General features: G+C 62.6%; 12 protein-coding genes. 2 read left to right on the forward strand and 10 right to left on the reverse strand.

Annotated elements, in window-relative coordinates; genetic code table 11:
* Window positions 1-16: 16 nt before the first annotated feature.
* Window positions 17-1,402: a glycosyltransferase family 2 protein gene (locus ACGLYG10_RS01000; protein WP_073327170.1), complete on the reverse strand. Its 1,386-nt coding sequence runs from the start codon at window positions 1,400-1,402 to the stop codon at window positions 17-19.
* A complete protein-coding gene (locus ACGLYG10_RS01005; RefSeq protein ID WP_139240681.1) occupies window positions 1,399-1,779 on the reverse strand; it encodes a hypothetical protein in 381 nt (126 codons plus the stop codon). Before ACGLYG10_RS01005 ends, ACGLYG10_RS01000 begins: the two co-directional genes overlap by 4 nt.
* A 65-nt stretch (window positions 1,780-1,844) precedes the next feature.
* Here ACGLYG10_RS01005 and ACGLYG10_RS01010 point away from each other — a divergent pair, with 65 nt between their 5' ends.
* Entirely contained in the window at window positions 1,845-4,412 is a 2,568-nt protein-coding gene (locus tag ACGLYG10_RS01010) for a glycosyltransferase (RefSeq protein WP_073327173.1), read from the forward strand.
* Between the two features lie 14 nt (window positions 4,413-4,426).
* Here ACGLYG10_RS01010 and ACGLYG10_RS01015 read toward each other — a convergent pair whose 3' ends face one another.
* The 6 genes from ACGLYG10_RS01015 to ACGLYG10_RS01040 all read right to left on the reverse strand — a co-directional run bounded on the left by ACGLYG10_RS01015 (window position 4,427) and on the right by ACGLYG10_RS01040 (window position 12,457).
* A complete protein-coding gene (locus tag ACGLYG10_RS01015; protein ID WP_073327175.1) occupies window positions 4,427-5,347 on the reverse strand; it encodes a glycosyltransferase family 2 protein in 921 nt (306 codons plus the stop codon).
* On the reverse strand, window positions 5,344-6,717 hold the full coding sequence (locus tag ACGLYG10_RS01020) for a glycosyltransferase family protein (protein ID WP_170866421.1): 1,374 nt from the start codon (window positions 6,715-6,717) through the stop codon (window positions 5,344-5,346). The genes ACGLYG10_RS01015 and ACGLYG10_RS01020 overlap by 4 nt, the downstream gene beginning before the upstream one ends.
* An 8-nt stretch (window positions 6,718-6,725) precedes the next feature.
* Window positions 6,726-8,132 (reverse strand): glycosyltransferase family 4 protein, encoded by a 1,407-nt coding sequence (locus tag ACGLYG10_RS01025; RefSeq protein ID WP_073327178.1) that lies wholly within the window; start codon window positions 8,130-8,132, stop codon window positions 6,726-6,728.
* Window positions 8,129-9,340 (reverse strand): ABC transporter ATP-binding protein, encoded by a 1,212-nt coding sequence (locus ACGLYG10_RS01030; RefSeq protein ID WP_073327179.1) that lies wholly within the window; start codon window positions 9,338-9,340, stop codon window positions 8,129-8,131. Before ACGLYG10_RS01030 ends, ACGLYG10_RS01025 begins: the two co-directional genes overlap by 4 nt.
* A 3-nt stretch (window positions 9,341-9,343) precedes the next feature.
* Window positions 9,344-10,174, reverse strand: coding sequence for an ABC transporter permease (locus tag ACGLYG10_RS01035; protein WP_073327181.1), 831 nt, complete (start codon window positions 10,172-10,174; stop codon window positions 9,344-9,346).
* A 93-nt stretch (window positions 10,175-10,267) separates the two neighbouring features.
* On the reverse strand, window positions 10,268-12,457 hold the full coding sequence (locus tag ACGLYG10_RS01040; RefSeq protein ID WP_083565262.1) for an N-acetylmuramoyl-L-alanine amidase: 2,190 nt from the start codon (window positions 12,455-12,457) through the stop codon (window positions 10,268-10,270).
* Window positions 12,458-12,818: 361 nt separating this feature from the next.
* Here ACGLYG10_RS01040 and rfbB point away from each other — a divergent pair, with 361 nt between their 5' ends.
* The gene (rfbB, locus tag ACGLYG10_RS01045; RefSeq protein ID WP_073327184.1) at window positions 12,819-13,814 is read left to right on the forward strand and encodes a dTDP-glucose 4,6-dehydratase; all 996 of its coding nucleotides are present in this window, start codon (window positions 12,819-12,821) and stop codon (window positions 13,812-13,814) included.
* Between the two features lie 45 nt (window positions 13,815-13,859).
* Here rfbB and ACGLYG10_RS01050 read toward each other — a convergent pair whose 3' ends face one another.
* Together ACGLYG10_RS01050 and ACGLYG10_RS01055 are read right to left on the reverse strand one after the other, a co-directional pair.
* Window positions 13,860-15,743, reverse strand: coding sequence for a DUF6541 family protein (locus ACGLYG10_RS01050; protein ID WP_348520359.1), 1,884 nt, complete (start codon window positions 15,741-15,743; stop codon window positions 13,860-13,862).
* A gap of 48 nt (window positions 15,744-15,791) precedes the next feature.
* Window positions 15,792-17,915: a DUF6541 family protein gene (locus tag ACGLYG10_RS01055; protein WP_139240685.1), complete on the reverse strand. Its 2,124-nt coding sequence runs from the start codon at window positions 17,913-17,915 to the stop codon at window positions 15,792-15,794.
* Between the last annotated feature and the right edge of the window lie 4 nt (window positions 17,916-17,919).

A 17,919-nucleotide genomic window follows, 5' to 3' on the forward strand; every position in this document is an offset into this window, starting at 1 on the left:
ACTTAACCTTCGCCGGTCACCAGTGTCGGTATTCGATATGCGGATCACGCATCATGCTGTGCTGCCATGGCAGCAGGGAGGCGATCTCCTCAGAGGTGATCTGCGGACGACGAGTAGAGGACTCACGATGCCGCATCCGTACCGAGTTCACGCAAATCACGGCTCTGCCGTCAGTACCCGCCTTGAGGCAGAAGTCAATGTCGTTGAAATTGAGAGGCAGGTCTTCGTTGAATCCGCCGACGGCCCGGAAGTCGGCGGCTGTACACATCAAGCAAGCACCCGTCACCGCCAGATACGGAACATCCGCCTGCGCCTGAGGATGACCCGGATCGTCAACCTCGAAGATCCGAGGATGCATGGGTAACTCACCGGGAGGGCAGACCACTCCCATGTGTTGAATGGTGTCGTCTTCAAACAGCAGTCGGGCACCGACAACCACGACCTCTGGCCTGGCGAGCGTACCTAGAAGATTGTTCATCCAACCCGAGGTGATGGGTTCAACATCATCGTTGAGCAGCAGCAGAACATCTCCCGCGGCTTGCCTCGCGCCTTCGTTGACGGCCACGGAGAAGTTGAACGGACCGCTCGTCCGGACCACGCGTAGACGATTCCCAAGGATTTCCCGACAAGGCGTCACCGCTGAATCCGCGGTTGTCTCGTCAACAACAAGCACGACCTCCCAGCGGTCATGTTCGACTGTGCGTACGAGTGCCCGCAATAGACGCTCTACCAGCACCTCTGTGGCTTCGTCGACGCGCCGACTGGCGAAGGCGGTTGGCACGATGATCGACACGTGCTCAGAAGCATCGTCCCTATGCCGCACGAGTGGCATGCCCGCGGAGGACAGAACGACTGATTCCGCGGAACGCCCCTGTGCAGCGCGGAACATGCGTGTCAGCTTCGGGCGATCTGCTTGTGCCGCCATGCTGGTCGTGGTGGCCTGTACCACCGCCGTCACCGGGCAGTGGACGATCCGCTCCGCCTCCGACGTGACTCGCAGCAAGATCTCCCAATCCGACATCGAGTCTTCCAACTGTGGCAGTTTCTTCGCGGCGTACCCGCCTTCGATTAGCACCGCACGCCCACCGTAGGGCAGTTGTTCCAGCAACAGCGGCAGCCAGCGCGGAGAGTGTATGACGCCGAAAGGAGTCCTGGCGTTCATCGTAGTGACCTGGGCCTCAAATGCCTGAGCAAAGCACGACAATGCTTCCAGGGCTCCCGACTCAACCTTGTCGCCAGCCCGCAGCAGCAACACGTGAGACGCTTCTGGACGCACAACGGCTTCGCGCCAAGGGGTGACGCATGCCCGATCCTGCTCCCGGCGCACCAGACCAAACGCTGCGAGGGTACGCTCCTCATCCTCGTCGCTGCCCGGGCTAATGAAGACATCGACCGCTGTCATCGGTTCTTCCCAGCCATTGTCCCGATAATCCGGCGGGTTCCACGGATCGGCATGGCCACCCGCCGCGACAGCCTACCCAGCACGGGATGCCCCTTGCGTGCGGTCGACGCTTCCGACGACGTCGCCGCCTGCAACTCATCTTGGGCCCTGTCCGCTCGAAGCGTCTCCTCCCGCACCCGCGTCGCCTGTTCCTGCAGCAACTGGTCCCGCAAGCGGATACCCGCGCTCAACATTGTCACCAGCGCTCGATACTCCTCAATCTCCTGCTTGAGGCCCTGTACTTCGGCGCTTTCTGCCCGGGCTGCGAGCGCCTGACGAAACATGCGGTCGGCTGTGCGCAGGTCGGTATGGGGGTCGACAGGCGTTGAGTCGGTCATGAACGCCAGCATACGGCGACGCGCCACGACCGTCAGCACAAGACGGTGCCGGTAGCATGAGTCCCATGCGGATCGCCCAGGTGTCAGGACACTATCCTCCGAATTTCGTTTCCGGCGGCACCCTCGTGCCGCAGCGGGTCGCCCTCGCCGCGCATAGAGCCGGACACGAGTCCTACGTTTACGCGGGGTACCTCGATGAGAACCGCCGTCCGCTGGAGACTTGGGACGAGGATGTTGAAGGCGTACACGTCACCTGGCTGGTGACGACCCCATGGACGGCCTGGGACGATGAACGCAACTGGGACAATCCTGAGGCGACTGCCGCTTTCCGAACATGGCTTGACCGAGTTCGTCCCCAAGTGGTCCACTTTCACTCGATTCAGACTCTGGGTGTCGGACTCGTGGAGGCCGCCCACAATGCCGGTGCCCGCGTGGTGCTGACCATGCACGACTTCTGGTGGTTCTGCTCCCACCAGTTCCTGGTTAACGAGGACATGCGCCCGACTTCGCTAGTCGCCGATCTGGGAGCGTGCGACTGTGAGACCGGCGGACCAGCCCTTCGGGAACGCTCTGCACGCATGCGCCGCGCGCTGGACGCCGTCGATGTGGTACTCGCACCGTCCGCCAGCGCTGCCCGCGTTTACGCCGCCAACGGCGTGGACGCTTCCATTCTGCGTGTAGATGAGAACGGGCTACCGGATGAGCAGCTCGCCACACTCACCCGGACGGCGGCGCTCCGCCCACGCGAAGCGGCCGGCCCTCTACGCCTTATGTACGCCGGTGGTGCCCAGGCGATGAAGGGCTTCGATGTTCTGGTGGACGCATGCCGCAGACTCGAAGATGTCTCCGAGCTCGTCCTTGACGCTTATGGCACGCACGACGCACATGTTCGGAGTCTTCCCGCCTGGGTCAGACTCGAGCCCGCCTTTGCCCCGGAGGAGTTGCCGACGGTACTGGCAAAGCACGACTTCCTTGTACTGCCCTCTGTCATGCGTGAGTCCCACTCGATCCTGACTCGCGAGGCTCTCGCCGCGGGCCTGGGTGTGGTGTGTACGGATACGCTCGGCCCTGAGGAGGCGGTGGAGGATGGTTTCAACGGACTGATCATTCCGGCGGGCAACCCCGAGGCCTTAGCCAATGCCCTGAGGGAACTCGCCTCCGATCCCAGCAACGCCAGGTCAATGACGGGCCGGGGGTCATCCTCACCTATCCGCACTTTCTCCGATCAGGCGGCCGGCATTCTCAAGCTTTACGAAGATCTAGTCGACGGCCCGTCGGCGCCCTCGGCACAAGCGGACTCACAGGCCGCAGTGCGCGATGCCCAACGCAGTCTCTTGCACCGGATCCTGTTCATTGTCGGTATCTCTGGCGCCCCGCTGCGGTACCGGGTGCACTTGCCCGCCGAGGCGCTACGAATACGCGGATACAACACTGACGTCCGTCACTACCGTGATCCGGAGCTCACCGAGATCGCCGGCAAGGCGGACGCCGTCGTTCTCTACCGAGTTCCTGCCACCAATCAGATATTGGAGCTCATCAACAGTATCAAGGACTCGGACCGGACCGTGCCGATTCTATTCGACGTCGATGATCTTATTTTCGATCCGTCGCTACGTGGCACGCTAGATAACCTTGATGGACTCTCCGATGCGGAGGCAGATCTGTGGTGGCACGGTGTCGAGCGCTATCGCACCACACTAGAGAACTCTGACGCTTATATTGGATCGACACAAGTTCTGTGCGACCGGGCGAACGAGCTGACAGGACTGCCCGCATACCGCTTCGCCAACGGCGTCGGGAGAATATTGGCCCGCGCCTCCGACGCAGCTGTCGCCTCTCCCCGCACCCCTGGACCCCCGCGTATTGGGTATTTCTCGGGCACCACTACGCACGACGCCGACTGGGCGAGCATTGAGTCCACAGTCACCGCGGTCATGGAACGACACCAAGACGTGGTCCTGGTTCTCGGCGGCCACATTCAGCCCACCACTGCCCTGCAGCGCTTCGGAGACCGCGTGCAGCGTCTCCCCTTCCTTGACTGGCAAGAGTTGCCGCGGGCCCTGCGCGATACCGATATCTGTCTGGCGCCACTGACCGGAGACTCCGTTTTCAACGAGTCCAAATCAGCCATTAAGTGGCTGGAGGCAGCCCTGGTCGAGACTCCCACGATCGCCTCGCCAACTCAACCCTTCCGTGAGGCCATCGACGATGGACGGACCGGTTACCTCGCTAAAACGCCTCAAGAGTGGGAGCGTGCGCTCGAGACTCTGCTCGAAAGTCCCAGAGTACGCGCGCGCGTGGGCGCCCATGCGCGCCGGGAAGCACTGCTTAACTATTCCCCGTACCTCCAAGCCGTGGTCTACGAGAACATCCTCATCGACGTCGCACTTGCCGTACGCGAGCACGGACACCGCGCGCACAGCGGCTGGAAGGACGTCGCCGACGATGAGCCTTTCTCCAGTGTAGACGCGCGGGTCGATGCCTACGTCGCTGTACCGGTCCCTGACGCGCCACCTGTATCACGAACCCACCGCATGCTGCTCAAGACGCAGGATCTGTTCCAGCGTGAAGGTGCTGTGGCCGTCGTCAAGCGTGCCGTGCGCGTCATCAGACGCACGGTCGCTAAGCGTTGAAGCCCCGCCAGCCGTCAAAAGGGAGCCGGGCCGCCCCTGTCGCGCAGCCCGTCCACGATGCCACGACTCATTGCGCGCAGACGCTCACGGCGTCTGTCGGCGATGAGTGCGTTGAAGGCAATGTACTTCAACATCCACACCAAGTAGCCGACCCTCCAGGCAACGGGCATGAGGCCGGACCGTATCAGCGCGATCGTGTTTCGCATCAGGTAGTAACCGCGTATCGGCCCGTGAACATGGACGGGCTGTGCTCGCCCCGGCAGCTGAACCGTCTCATCTCCGAGAGAATGATTCATGACCGTTCCGGTAGCCACTAGCAGGGCATAGCCCGCCTTGCGGGCGCGCAGGCCCCACTCGAGATCCACGTGGTCAATGAACATGGCCTCATTCATTCCCCCGACCTCTGCTAAGACGTCCAGATCAATCAGGCAGCCGGAGGCCAGCAAGAAGGCGGCAGATAGCCGGGGAGATCGCAACTCGTCGACCGTGGCCCGCCGGGGCCCCCAGCGCCGAGCAACGTAGACCAACTGGTCACCGCCCGGCTTGTTCTCTCGAATCAACGGACCCACAGCCGCTACTCGGCCGTGGTCGCCCTGGGCTAGCGCCTCGCGGAGCTTTGCAATCATTCCGTCGGACGGTGCGGAGTCGTCGTCGAACAGCACCACGAAACGTGCGCCCCGCGCACGCACGACCGATATACCGCGATTCTGAGCCGTGGCCACGCCCGTGTTAGCCCCCTGCTCAACCAAGACGGCTCCCACGGCGTGACACAGCGAGCGTATACCTGAGGAACCGGACAGTTCGTCCGCGTCAGAGCCGTTGTCTACTACGACGACGCCCTCACACTGTTCAGTAAGTGACTCAAGCAATCCCCGAAGCTCCTGCCCCGGGTGATAGCTGACAACAACGGCCCAGACGCCGGCGACCGCGCTCATGATACCGACAAGACCCCCATACCCATGGCGTCGAGCACGCTGAGCACCGCAATCAACGTCCCTCCTAACGCGGTGAGCGCCTGAGTCGTACGCGACCTGTTTCGGAGCGCAACGGCCAAACACAGAGCCGTCAGCGCAACAAGCGAGAGTCCATATCGAGGAAAGACAGTAGCGAAATAGGCGTGCTCACGGAGCCATTCTTGGACCTCGACGAACATCACCACCATAAACGGGCCGAGCAACCCTACCCAACCCAATTTACGTTCAGGACCGCTCAGCACCAGCACAGCCATGAACGGCGCAGCGGTCAGCAGCAGCGCAGCGATCCCCTGGGTAAAGCTGCCAAGATAGGTAACCGTTTGTACAGGTTCCCAGAAGCCGGACCACCCGAACACGCTCGTACCGGTTGCCAGCCAGTGCAGGAACGGCAGCTCGCCGCTCTCCAGCACCACTGTGTTGACACCGAGCACCGGATTCTGCCAGCCCGCGGGGGTGTGCGCGGACACGTACGCGTTCCAAGTCAGCGTCCCAATTCCGACACCCACGACGGCCCCGAGCGCGGTAAAGCCACAACGCCATCCGTCAGCACGGTGCCGCAGCAACCGGTAAAGACCAGTAACCCCCAACACAACCGCAACCACTAACACGGCCGCACACGCGATGGTCTTAACCAGAGCTGAGAGCAGACCGACGAGCAGCGCAATATGCCAGCCGTGCTTCTCGTCTCTGGCCTCACGCTTCAGCACCCACGCAGCGCCGACACCGACCAACAGGAATGGCGCGTCCGTGGACACGGTACTAGACGTCAACGCGAAAGCTGACATTCCGAATAGAAGGGCGCAGCAACCGAAAGCAACCGCAGCGGGTACGCCCCAGCGACGCATGATCGCATACAGGCAGACCAAGCCGACGGCGAAAATGACAGCGCACGCCAACCGCATCAGAACGACCGCATCAAAGGAGGTCAGCATCATCCCGACACGGGTCATCGCTCCCACAACAGCGAAGAACAACGGTGGTTGCCAAGCGTTGTAGTTCTCCGTGATGATGTCGAATTCTGCGCGGTCCGTCGTACCGCACGCGGGCAGAGAATCGCCGACATTTTCCTGCCCTCTGCAAGCCCACTGGTTCAAGGCGAAATCTGTGAGCTCATCCCCACGATGTGGAAGCTCGCCGTGCATAACCCGCCAGACGTAATCAATGTGACTGATCTCGTCGATCGGACTGACCTGGGGTGCACGGAAAATAGTGACAGCCGAGGCCACCAACGAAGTAACCAACAGAATGGCGGCAATCAATAAGTCCACCCGACGCCGGCGTATCCATCCGAAGACGCGCCGCATCCCCACGGTTCCCGCTTTCGTAATCACTTCAGCTGCTACCGCCCTCGCCGGCCGCTGCGCGCCAACCGCATCTTGGTCTTCGAAATGACGCCGGACACGCCACTAGTACGCATCACCCGCACCGCGCTACGCAGCGCGATACCCGCCTTCGTCATCACCGGGAGCCCCGACTCGCCGGGGTACCCTCCGCCCGTTGTCAACCGGGCCGCATCGGCCGCACGCCTTGGAGCCGCACAATAGTCTAACAGCGGCGTCAGCGACCGCGACCATGTATACCGCTCAGCCACTCGTGCTACGTTGTCCCGAATCCGCTGCGCACGCCCCGCATCATTCAAAATATCAAGGATTCCCGCGGCGAGGGCCGCATCGTCACACTCGGAGACGACCACTCCCAGATCCTCCGCCGCCACCAAATCGCCGAACGAATCGCCCGCCGTACAGGCTATCGGAAGCCCCGCCCACAAATAATCCAGGATCCGGGTGCGGAAGGAGAACGACGTCTCCACATGGTCGAAGTGGGTGGAAATACCAACATCGGCATCCTTGAGATAATTTACACGATCCTCGTAGACAACCCAATCTTCATGAAAGAACACCGTAGTCCCAGTGAGTGCGAGTTCATCCGCAAGCGCACGCGTGCGCACCGCCATCGTCATCTCAGGGACATCAGGATTCGGATGCTTCATCCCTAGGAAGAATAGCCGCACATTCGGAATCGTGTCACGAACACGCACCACCGCGCGTATCGTCGTGAGCGGGTCGAACCAATTGTAGACGCCGCCTCCCCACAGGATGACCGGGTCGTCCTCACCGATCCCCGGGATCACGCCCTTAATCGCGTGCCGAGACTGGATGGCAGGACTATCAGAAGTACCGAACGGAACGACGCCTAAAAGCGAGCGAAGCGACGGGTCCGCATCATAGGTCTCCGGATTAACACGACCAGCCAAAGCCAAGTGACCGATCCACAGATCGCGCTGTTTTTCTGAGGCACAGATAAAGTAGTCACCGCGCACCGACTGCGCGGAAAGCTCCCGCAACGCGTTGGCCAGTGCGGCGTGGCGCTCGGGCAACGGCTTGTACTTCTCAACCTCCAACGATTCCAGTTGGAACGGATCGTAGAGATCCACGACTAAACATTGAGGCACGTCTTTCAGCCACGGAAACGTCGCGGCGACGAAGCCTTGGATGATCACTACATCAGCGCCTTCGACTTCCGCACGGAAGCTCTCTACGCTGACCTGAGCAGTTCCAAATCGAACGTCGCTTCGTTCACACTTACCGAATGTGACTAAGCGGACGCGGTGACCACGCTCGGCCAAATGAGAGGAGATTTCCCACGCGCGGATAGCAGGGCCCGCCATACGTTGCGTCAATGCATCTAATGTAACAACGAGGACTCGCGGCAAGGACGTGCGCGCGGGCGTGGCGATCGTGTTCATTCATGTACCTCCGCTGGCCAACTCCAGCGCCCGTCCATAATTAGCGGGCCACCCGACTCAAATGGTATGCCGCGCGCAACGTACAGCCGCGCACTGTCCCGTAGATAGTCGTACACGTGCAGCGTGGACGTGTCAACAATTGAGCCGTGAATAATATACTGGCCGGGTTGCAGAGGCAATCGCGGAACAGTCAGGTCCACGCTGCCCCTCCCCTCAAGATACGGGACGTCGAACTCGAGGTCGCGAGTATTATTGCCCCAGAGATAAACTCCGTCACTCGTCTCCATCGCGAATCCGAAATGTGGATGTTCGATCCGGGTCTCGGCATTGTAGTGCAGGCGCATAATGACCTCATCACCTGTGCACACGTGCCCCCCGGTAGGCGTTCCGTGGCGGTCGAGCAGTTCTACTTGTTCGACACGCGCTTCACCGCTTCCCCAGCGAACGCGTCCGTTAGCATCAACACGGACGTTGGCACGTGTCGAGTCTGCGTACTTCTCCAGAACCACCTTCGCCTCCCCCTCATCCCGAATCCGACCATGAGCCAGCCATGCCGCGCGGTCGGCCATTGCACGGATCTGAGGCATCGAATGTGACACCAGAACCACGGTACGCCCGTCACGGCGGAACTCGGCGAACTTCTCCCCACACTTCTCCTGAAATGCGGCATCGCCAACCGCAAGGATCTCGTCTACCAACAGGATTTCCGGTTCCGTGTGGATGGCCACAGAGAATCCGAGGCGCACATACATCCCCGACGAGTAGTTCTTTACCGGTTGATCAATGAACTCCTCAACGCCCGAAAAGTCCACAATCTCATCAAACTTGGCATCCACCTCCTTTTTACTCATCCCCAGGATGGAACCGTTTAAGTAGACATTGTCGCGACCGGAGAGCTCCGGGTGAAATCCAGATCCCACCTCCAACATCGCCGCCATCCGGCCCCGCGTGGTGATGGTGCCGCCATCTGGCACAAGTATCTTGGCCAAACACTTCAATAGGGTTGACTTACCTGAACCGTTGTCCCCCACGAGCGCGTAGGTGGACCCCTGGGGAATCTCCAAGTCAACATCCCGCAGCGCCCAGAAGTCTTCATAAACCGAGCGCCTGCGCCTGAGTATGGCCGCCTTCAGCGTTTGATTCCGTTCCTTGTAGATGCGAAAGCGCTTGGAGACACCATTGACCGAAATAGCCGCATTCGGGCTCAAGATTCAGAGCACCTCCGCAAGTCGTGGCTGGTGCCGATCAAACAGCCTCCAGCCGATGAGGAACACAGAGACCGACAGTACCACCACAATGCCGATGGTGGACGGATCGGGGAGCCTGTTGTCGTACAAGAGGTTCCGAAACGCCATAATGTAGTAGTAGAAGGGATTGAGCTTATAAAGCTCCATTACAGTAACCCCCAGGAACGGGCCGATCTTGTCCGACTGCGCAGCGACCATCGACGCTGGATACACTATCGGGTTCGCATAGAACCACAACTGAAAGAGGATTCCGACCAGATACTGCGTGTCTCGGAAGTACACGTTCGCCATGGACATCATCATGGCCGCACCGGTTGCAAAAAGTGCAAGTAGACCCATTAAGAGCAGCGTCGGCACAATCCATAACCATGGACGCCCGCCCAGTATCGCTATCGCAACCACGAGCACGGCCATCTCCATAGCCCAGTTGTACAGCCATGACAACGAGTTTGATACCAGGAGCGCCGACCTGGGGAAATATACTTTCTTAATTAGGTTCTCGTTACCGACGAGCGCGCCCATGCCACCATTCACCACGTTGGTGAAGAATGACCATGGGAGAATGCCGCACATCAGCCACAAGGCGAATATGTTCAGCCCCGAGGGATCGCCGGCGTCAGGCTGCACACGGATGACGAATTGGAAGACGAATGAGTATATCACCATCTGAGCGAGCGGGTTGGCCAATGACCAGAGTTGTCCGAGTGCTGTGCGCTTGTACTTTCCCTTCACCTCCCTCATCGTGAGGTTATACAAGAGCTCACGCGACTCGCTCAAGTCGGCGAAGATCGCCACGTCGTACCTCCGATCGGTCTCCGGGCCCGTCAAGGACCAACGGTTGGACCGACACTACCGCATCCGACCGCCCACCTCTCCGCCACCAGGGAGTCAGCGGACAACACCGAGTGTGTCGGTTCCGTTGCCGTCCCAGTCTCCCACTATTGCTTCGTCCCCGGTGCGGCCATAGACCACAACCCGGTCGGCGCTGCCGCTGGTGATTGAGTTCTTGATGTGGTAGGTGGCGCCGCGGCGCACCGCCAACGTGTCCTTGCCGTCACCGTTCCAGTCTCCGACCAGCACCTGGTCACCTGCCCGACCATATACGACCACCTTGTCGGCACTGCCGCTGGTGATTGAGTTCTTGATGTGGTAGGTGGCGCCGCGGCGCACCGCCAACGTGTCCTTGCCGTCACCGTTCCAGTCTCCGACCAGCACCTGGTCACCTGCCCGACCATATACGACCACCTTGTCGGCACTGCCCGCATTCATCGAGTTCTTGAAGTAGAAAGTCGAGCCGCGGCGCACCGCCAACGTGTCGGTACCGTTGCCGTCCCAGTCGCCGACCAGTACCTCATCCCCAGCTCGGCCGTACGCAAAGGTGCGCAACGAGTCACCGCTGGTGTTCGAGTTGCGGAAGCCGAACAGCGTGCCGTCACGCCGAGCCGTGGTGTCCACACCATCACCGTTCCAGTCGCCCGCCAGGATCGTCGATGTTGATGCTCCGTAGTAGAAGACCACGCTCGCCGTGCCCGACCACCCGTTGTTGAGGTGGATTTGGCGGGAGTTCGACGCCTTCGTGTTAGAGCTACCGCCCATGGCGTTGATCTGACTCTGCGCGGTCGAGCGGATCTGGCCCAGCTTGGAGTATCCGACGTCGCCGGGGCAGGTGGTGTAGCCGACGTCGCGGTGCCCGGAGATGACGGGCAGGGAGATGGTTTGTCCAGCCTTGTACTTCTCCGTGGACTTGAAGGTGAAGTTGGAGGAGCCGGTGGCGCTGGTGACCCCGGCCCGCTTCAGGAACCAGCCGGCCATCTTGCCGACATTGGTCAACTGGGTGGAGGAGGGGGACACGCTGGTGTAGGTGCCCATCATGGAGATGCCCATGGTGCCGGTGTTGGCGCCGTAGGCGTGACCACCCACCACCATCTTGCCGGCCGCGGCACTGGTGGAGCCGTAGCGGCCCTCGAACACCTGGCCGTACTTGTCCACCAGGAAGTTGTAACCGATGTCGCCCCAGCCGAGGGTGACCGCGTGGTAGTAGTAGATACCGTTCACGATGGAGGCGGACTGGCTTGAGGTGTAGCTGTTGGTACCGGCGGTGTGGTGGACGATGACATGATCGGCCGTCACGTATGACGGCGTCCAGGTCATATAGGAGGAGTTGGCGCCCCACTCCGCGCGCGTGATCACGGGCACCGGCAGGCTGCCCGCGGTGGTGGCTGCCGCCAGCGCAGCGGGCAGGTTCGGGCTAATGGAAGTCCCGCCGCTCGTGCCGGTCGAGGCCGCAGCGGACTCGGTGGTTGCGGTTGCAGCCTCGGTAGGCTCCGGCTCCCCCTCCTGTGGGGCCGCATCATCCGCCGCCTGCGTTACCACGTCGGTGGGTGCAGTCAGGCCGCTCGTCAGGTTGTCCGCCGCCTCCTCGGGCGTGGCCACCGCGGTGGGCTCGGCGTCCACGGAGTCAAGGTTCTCGGGCTCGAGTACCTCCTCGCCAACGGGCTGGCCGGGGATCAGCGCCAGCTGGAGATCTGCGGGTAGGTCGGCCGCATCGCCGATGACGCTGGCCTGCACGGCGTCCGCACCGCCGGTGACGAACTCCTCCGTGCCGGCAACACCGACGGAGTCGTCCCGGCCGGCCCCCGATGCCTCATTCAAGTACCACTCGGACCAGACGCCGTTCTCCCGCACGCGCAGGTAGACGTCCAGGCCGTCGGGCAGCTCGTCGGCGCCGGTCCAGGTAAATCCGGCGACCAGGAAGTCGTCTACCTCAAGCGGTTCGGTAAGCAGGAGGGCGTCCGCCTCCGGGTCCACGCCGCCGACGGAGGCCGCCCGAGCCACCGTTGCCAGGCGCTCGTTGAGTCCGGGGGCGACACCGGTACCGCCGCTCGTGCCGGCCGACGTCGTCTCCTCAAGTCCAGCCTCGGCTACCTCGGTTGCCTCACCGGTGGAGGTGGTCAGTTCAAGCAGTTGCACGGGTGCGGCCGTCTCGGCAGTATCGGCGACCGCCGTCGTGGCGGGCATGAGTCCGGCCGCGAGCAGCGGGACCACTGCGGCCATTCCGAGGAGTCGTGGGGCTCTCATGAGGATCCTTTCGCCATCGCCACCAAACCCATGAGTCACATGTGCACATTGGTGCGTATGTGACTCGCGTGAATCATGAGGCACTTTACCCGTCACATCTTGTCATTCCGCCGCGTTGTGCTTCACGCCATAATGCCACCGATGTAATTACGGGCGCGTGGTTATCGATATACTCGCTGCATCTCGCTGGTTGCACCCTGAAGCACGACTAAGGTTGCAGAACTATTTCACCCCGACGCGTCTCCGAGGGAGATCGCTCATGTTCGGATCCCTTTGCCGGACTGCGCACAACTGTCGACCTGCGGACTTATGGCATGATGGCAACGTTCGAATGCCTTCTAGCAGCGCAGGGGAGCACTCCATGCACGTCCTCATCACCGGCGGCGCCGGGTTCATCGGCGCCAACTTCGTCCACCAGACCCTGGTGCGTCACCCCGACGCGACGGTGACGGTGCTCGACAAGCTCACCTACGCCGGCAACCGTGGCTCCCTGGAGGATCTGGGCGACCGTATCAACCTGGTGGTCGGGGACATCGCCGACGCAGACACGGCGGACCCACTGGTGGCCGACGCCGACGTGGTGGTCCACTTCGCCGCCGAGTCTCACAACGACAACTCGCTGCGTGACCCCTCCCCCTTCATCCGCACCAACCTGGTGGGCACCTTCACCCTGCTGGAAGCGGTGCGCCGCCACGGGGTGCGCTTCCACCACGTGTCCACCGACGAGGTCTACGGCGACCTCGAGCTTGACGACCCGGCCAAGTTCACTCCCGACACCCCCTACAACCCCTCCTCCCCCTATTCCTCCTCCAAGGCCGGCAGTGACCTGCTGGTGCGCGCCTGGGTGCGTTCCTTCGGGGTGGAGGCGACCATCTCCAACTGCTCGAACAACTACGGGCCCTATCAGCACATCGAGAAGTTCATTCCTCGCCAGATCACCAACCTGATCGACGGCGTGCGCCCCAAGCTGTACGGCGCGGGCGAGAACGTGCGCGACTGGATTCACGTGCTGGATCACAACAACGCCGTGTGGGACATCATTGAGAAGGGCCGCATCGGCGAGACCTATCTGATCGGTGCCAACGGGGAGAAGAGCAACAAGGAGGTCGTCGAGCTCATCCTCGAGCTCATGGGACACGATCCCAGCGACTACGAGCACGTGAACGACCGCCCCGGCCACGACATGCGCTATGCGATCGACAACTCCAAGCTCGTCACCGAGCTCGGCTGGGCCCCGCAATACACGGACTTCCGCTCCGGCCTGCAGGCCACCATCGACTGGTACCGGGACAACGAGTCCTGGTGGCGCCCGCTGAAGGCGGAGGTCGAGGCCAAGTACGCCGCCCAGGGACAGTGAGCCACCCCCGCAGCGCCCGACCGGAAAGGTTGGGCGCTGCGGTTCCTATTGGCCGTCGCAGGCGGTGATGCGCCATAGCGTCGCGGTATCCAACTGCGCGACGAGTTCGAACCCATGCGTGACGTCAACGTCTCTGTAGCCGGGGAACTCGTTGCTCGCCTTCTCTTCATCCAGAGTGGTGTCATCGTAGTACATGGGTTCGCCGCCGTTTCGGTTGATGATTTCACAGACGCGGGGATCGCTGTTGATTTCGTTGAAGTGAACGGCCAGATATTCCTGCGCAGAGGGAAGGCTACGGGAAGTATCAATGCGCACAAAGGCACTGCCGGCGGAGAGCACAGGCACCAGTGCAGCACCGGAGGAAGGCACACCGTAGACGACGGCATCATCCAAGGTGCCGGGCGGAAGCGCTTCCAGTGCGGATCTCTCTTCGGAACTGATCCACGAAGGGTGAACCAGGGCCGTCTCGTCGTACCCGCGGCGGGTCCAGAAGTCAAAACGTTCGACACCCGGAATAGCCACGAACATGACAAGGATGCATGCCATGACGGCGCCGAGCATCCGGCGAGTGATTGGCATACGTGCATGCTTGCCTGTCCTACGTGCGCCCGCACACGTTTCAAGGGCGATAGCAGCAAGGCATCCGGATAGCAGCGCCAGCGTTGCCAGATACCGGTTGTTGTCGCCCCACCATCCGCCGGTCAGCGCCCACCACGGTGCTTCCGGCAATGCGGTGATCACGCTGAGAACGACCGTGCTCCCCCACACGGCCGGAAGCATGAGCCTACGGGAGCGCAGTAGTATCACCACGCCGGTTAGGGCAAGCAGGACCAACAACACGTTGTCCCAGATGGAGCCGTCAATGGGATCAAGCCACAGAGTTTGCTTTACCACAGTCTCCAGCGGACGGACGCTATGGTTGTACGCGCCCATAACCCGCAACTGCGGAATGGCCACCATAGCGCTCAGAGGCAACGCCACCATGGCCACCGCCAGGACGCTCCGGCGCAGCGCGGAACCGGACGACAACGGCGAACCGACCAGCCACACAGCACCCGCAAACAGCATGACGATGATCAACCACTGCCCCGCTCCGGCGTGCGCCATCGTCGTCCCTCCAACGGCTACGGCACCAACACCGAGTGCCAGCCGGGTGGAGCGCAGCCGGATGACGACCAGCATCGCCGCCGCAGCACTGAGGGCGATGGCTATCGCCCAGGCCGCAGCAACCTGTGCGTTGAAGGTGACCATGAATCCCGGGAGCCAAATACTGGCACACCCCAGTGCCGGGGCGACTAGAGTTGCAATACCTCCGCCTCCGGCTGCGCGCGTCAGGCACACGAGGGCGAAAGGCACGACCATTGCGCATACCAGAACCAGCATGATGTTGAAAGCGGCCGGGGTTGACACCACCGGGCGCAGCAGCGACGCCAATGTGTGCCACGTATTTGGGTAGTACTGGCCACCGTTAAGTGACTTCGCCGCCGAGAACATCGACGCGTTCCCACTCCGGTAAGTCTCCTCAATGAGGTTGAGATGGAACATTGCGTCGTGGTTTTGGAGCAGAGCATCCGCTGATCTAGACACGCTGGTCAGCACGATCAACTGGAGCGTTGCCGCCATGGCGATCCCACCGACGGCAAACAGCGCCGGGACCCAGCTACTGCGGATGGACGGATCAACGGCCGCGTGCCGTCGTCCCAATAGACGTCTGCGTCCGTACTGGACGAGGCAGCCGGTTACGGCACATCCAATGAGCACAGTCCACCCGCTGATCGGAGTCCAGGGGATCCCCAACGGTTTCATTACCGTGCTCACTGTCCCAACAATGAACACAGTGGCTGCCGGCCCTGCCGGGAGAGCAACCCTGCCAGGCGCTCCGACAGCCCTTAGAAGCAGAGCACCTGGCGCCACCACGGTGATAAACATAAGGGCCGCGAGCAGCACGGCCACTGTCCAGGATGTTCCCACGACGCGTCACGACCTTTTGAACGACGAGACACGAGAGGCCGATGACGTGGCGGTATCACTTCCTGGCGCATCACCTTCACAGCCGGTGATGCGCCAGATCTGCGCCGCGCCCTCCGAGTCCACCAGTTCGAGCCCGGTGTCAGGAACCTGCGCCAGCGGGGCGTCCCAGCGAAGCGGGGCCGCACCGGTCACGGATCCGGAAGCCGTCGCGTCGGTATTGATGAAGAAGAACTCGGCGCCAAGTTCGTCAAGCACCTCGCATGTGTGGTGGTCCAACTCGGGCCAAGCCTCAAGCAATTCCGCTTGGGGCGTGTTCTTCGTGGGGGCCGCCCGCATCGGGTAGGCCACGCGCACACCTCCCAGCGACCACAGGTAGGCGCCGCCCAATGACGGTGCGCCAACCACGACGGCGTCGTCCGGCAGCACCGCTGTCGCCCGTTCAAACAGGGAGATCTCGTCGGGGGTGACCAGGGTGCCGTACTGGATGCGTTTCGGATCGTAGATCGAGGCAACCAGTGCACGCTCCAACGGGATCCGCGTCAACACCGGCACCGTCGCCAGCAGCACCAATGCGGCTGCCCCCGCCCGTCGCCACTGCGCTGTGCGCTGTTGATACAACCGGGCCGCCAGGGCCTGCACCGCGCCACTGGCCAGGACCAGTGCCGGCAGCAGCACCAATGGGGCGATACGTGCCTTCTGCAGGTACCAGGGTGAACCGAGCTGACGACCCGCCCACTGCGGTCCCCCGACCATCACGACGAGTGCCAGCGCCAGTAGCCACGCCGCCAGCCAGGGGCGCAGCCGCCGCTCGTATCGTCCCTTCCAGGCACCCACGATCACGAGCACACCGAAGACCGCGCCCGTGGGAATCAAGGAGCCGGTGTAGGAGCCGTACATGGGCAGGTCTGCCAGCGCCTGCGCCGCCGTGCCCACCGCACCCGCCAGCCCACCGCCCGGACGCCGATAGCCCATGACAGAGGCCAGCGAGCCGCGCAGCAACCAGCCACCAACCACCAGTGCCAAGATGCCGGCCGCTCCACCGCAGAACAACCACGCCCGTGCCTGTCCGTGTAGGTGACGCAGCCTGCCAAGCGCACCCGCTGCGAACGGAAGTCCTAGCACCATCAGATTGAACAATCCGGTGCCGTGTGCGGCCATCACGCCACCGCAGGCGCCTACGAGCAGCAGCCAAGCCACCGCCCGCCGGCGCGGCGACTGGGCGGTATCGATGCGCAGCACCTCCATGACCACCATCACCCCCGGCAGGCCCAGCACGCTGAGTGCATAGGGCCACACCGCCAGCGCGGTCATGGGCAGCAGGGCGAAGGCCACCAGCCCCGCAGACAGGGCCACCGTTACGGCTATGGCAACCGCCCGGAGACAATCCCCGTCGGGCCCGGCCTCGATGTCAGTTGCTGTGCCCGGCCCAGTTAGCTGTGCCAGCATCCCGAAGGCAGCCAGCGGCCAGACTAGAGACAGTACCGCCAGAACAGCAGCGTTGGTTGCGGCCACTGCACCGCCGGGAGCAAGGGCGACGACTCCGTGCCAGACCGTCGGGTAGTAGACCGCCCGGCCGCCATACAGGTCGGCGAGGCCGCCGAGCATGGAGGCATTGCCGCCTTCCCGAATCGTGGCCACGGCACTCAGGTGGAAGACGGCGTCGAAGGCCTGGGCCGGGTAGTCCGCACCAGGCAGGGTAGTGAGAAATACCAGCGCCGGTACGGCCACGGCCACAGCCAGGCCGCTCCCCAGGATCACGCGGTCCGCCCGGGAAGCGCCAAGCCGTCGGCCCACAGCCTCACCGCGGCCGGCGAGCAGGCGCGCCACCACGGCGACCAGCGCAGTCAGGGCGGCGATGAATCCCCACCCCCACGGGCACCAGGGCGCGCCTACAACCTGGGCAAGGATCTCTGCCGTCCCGGCGATCGCACAGCCGAGTGCCGGGGCGAGTGCCAGGGCCGCCGACGCATTCAGCCGGGCGGCCCGGGCCACGACCCAGCCGGGCAGCAGCAGGATGAGCGCGACGACGGCCACCCCGGGCAGAAGGGCCGGGGAACTGGACGCCGCGCTCGCCGTCATGCTCAAGCTCGCATACATCGGCACCATGAAACCAGATGCACCGAGTGCCACGCCG

The sequence above is a fragment of the Actinomyces glycerinitolerans genome (assembly GCF_900098745.1).
Taxonomy (GTDB): domain Bacteria; phylum Actinomycetota; class Actinomycetes; order Actinomycetales; family Actinomycetaceae; genus Actinomyces; species Actinomyces glycerinitolerans.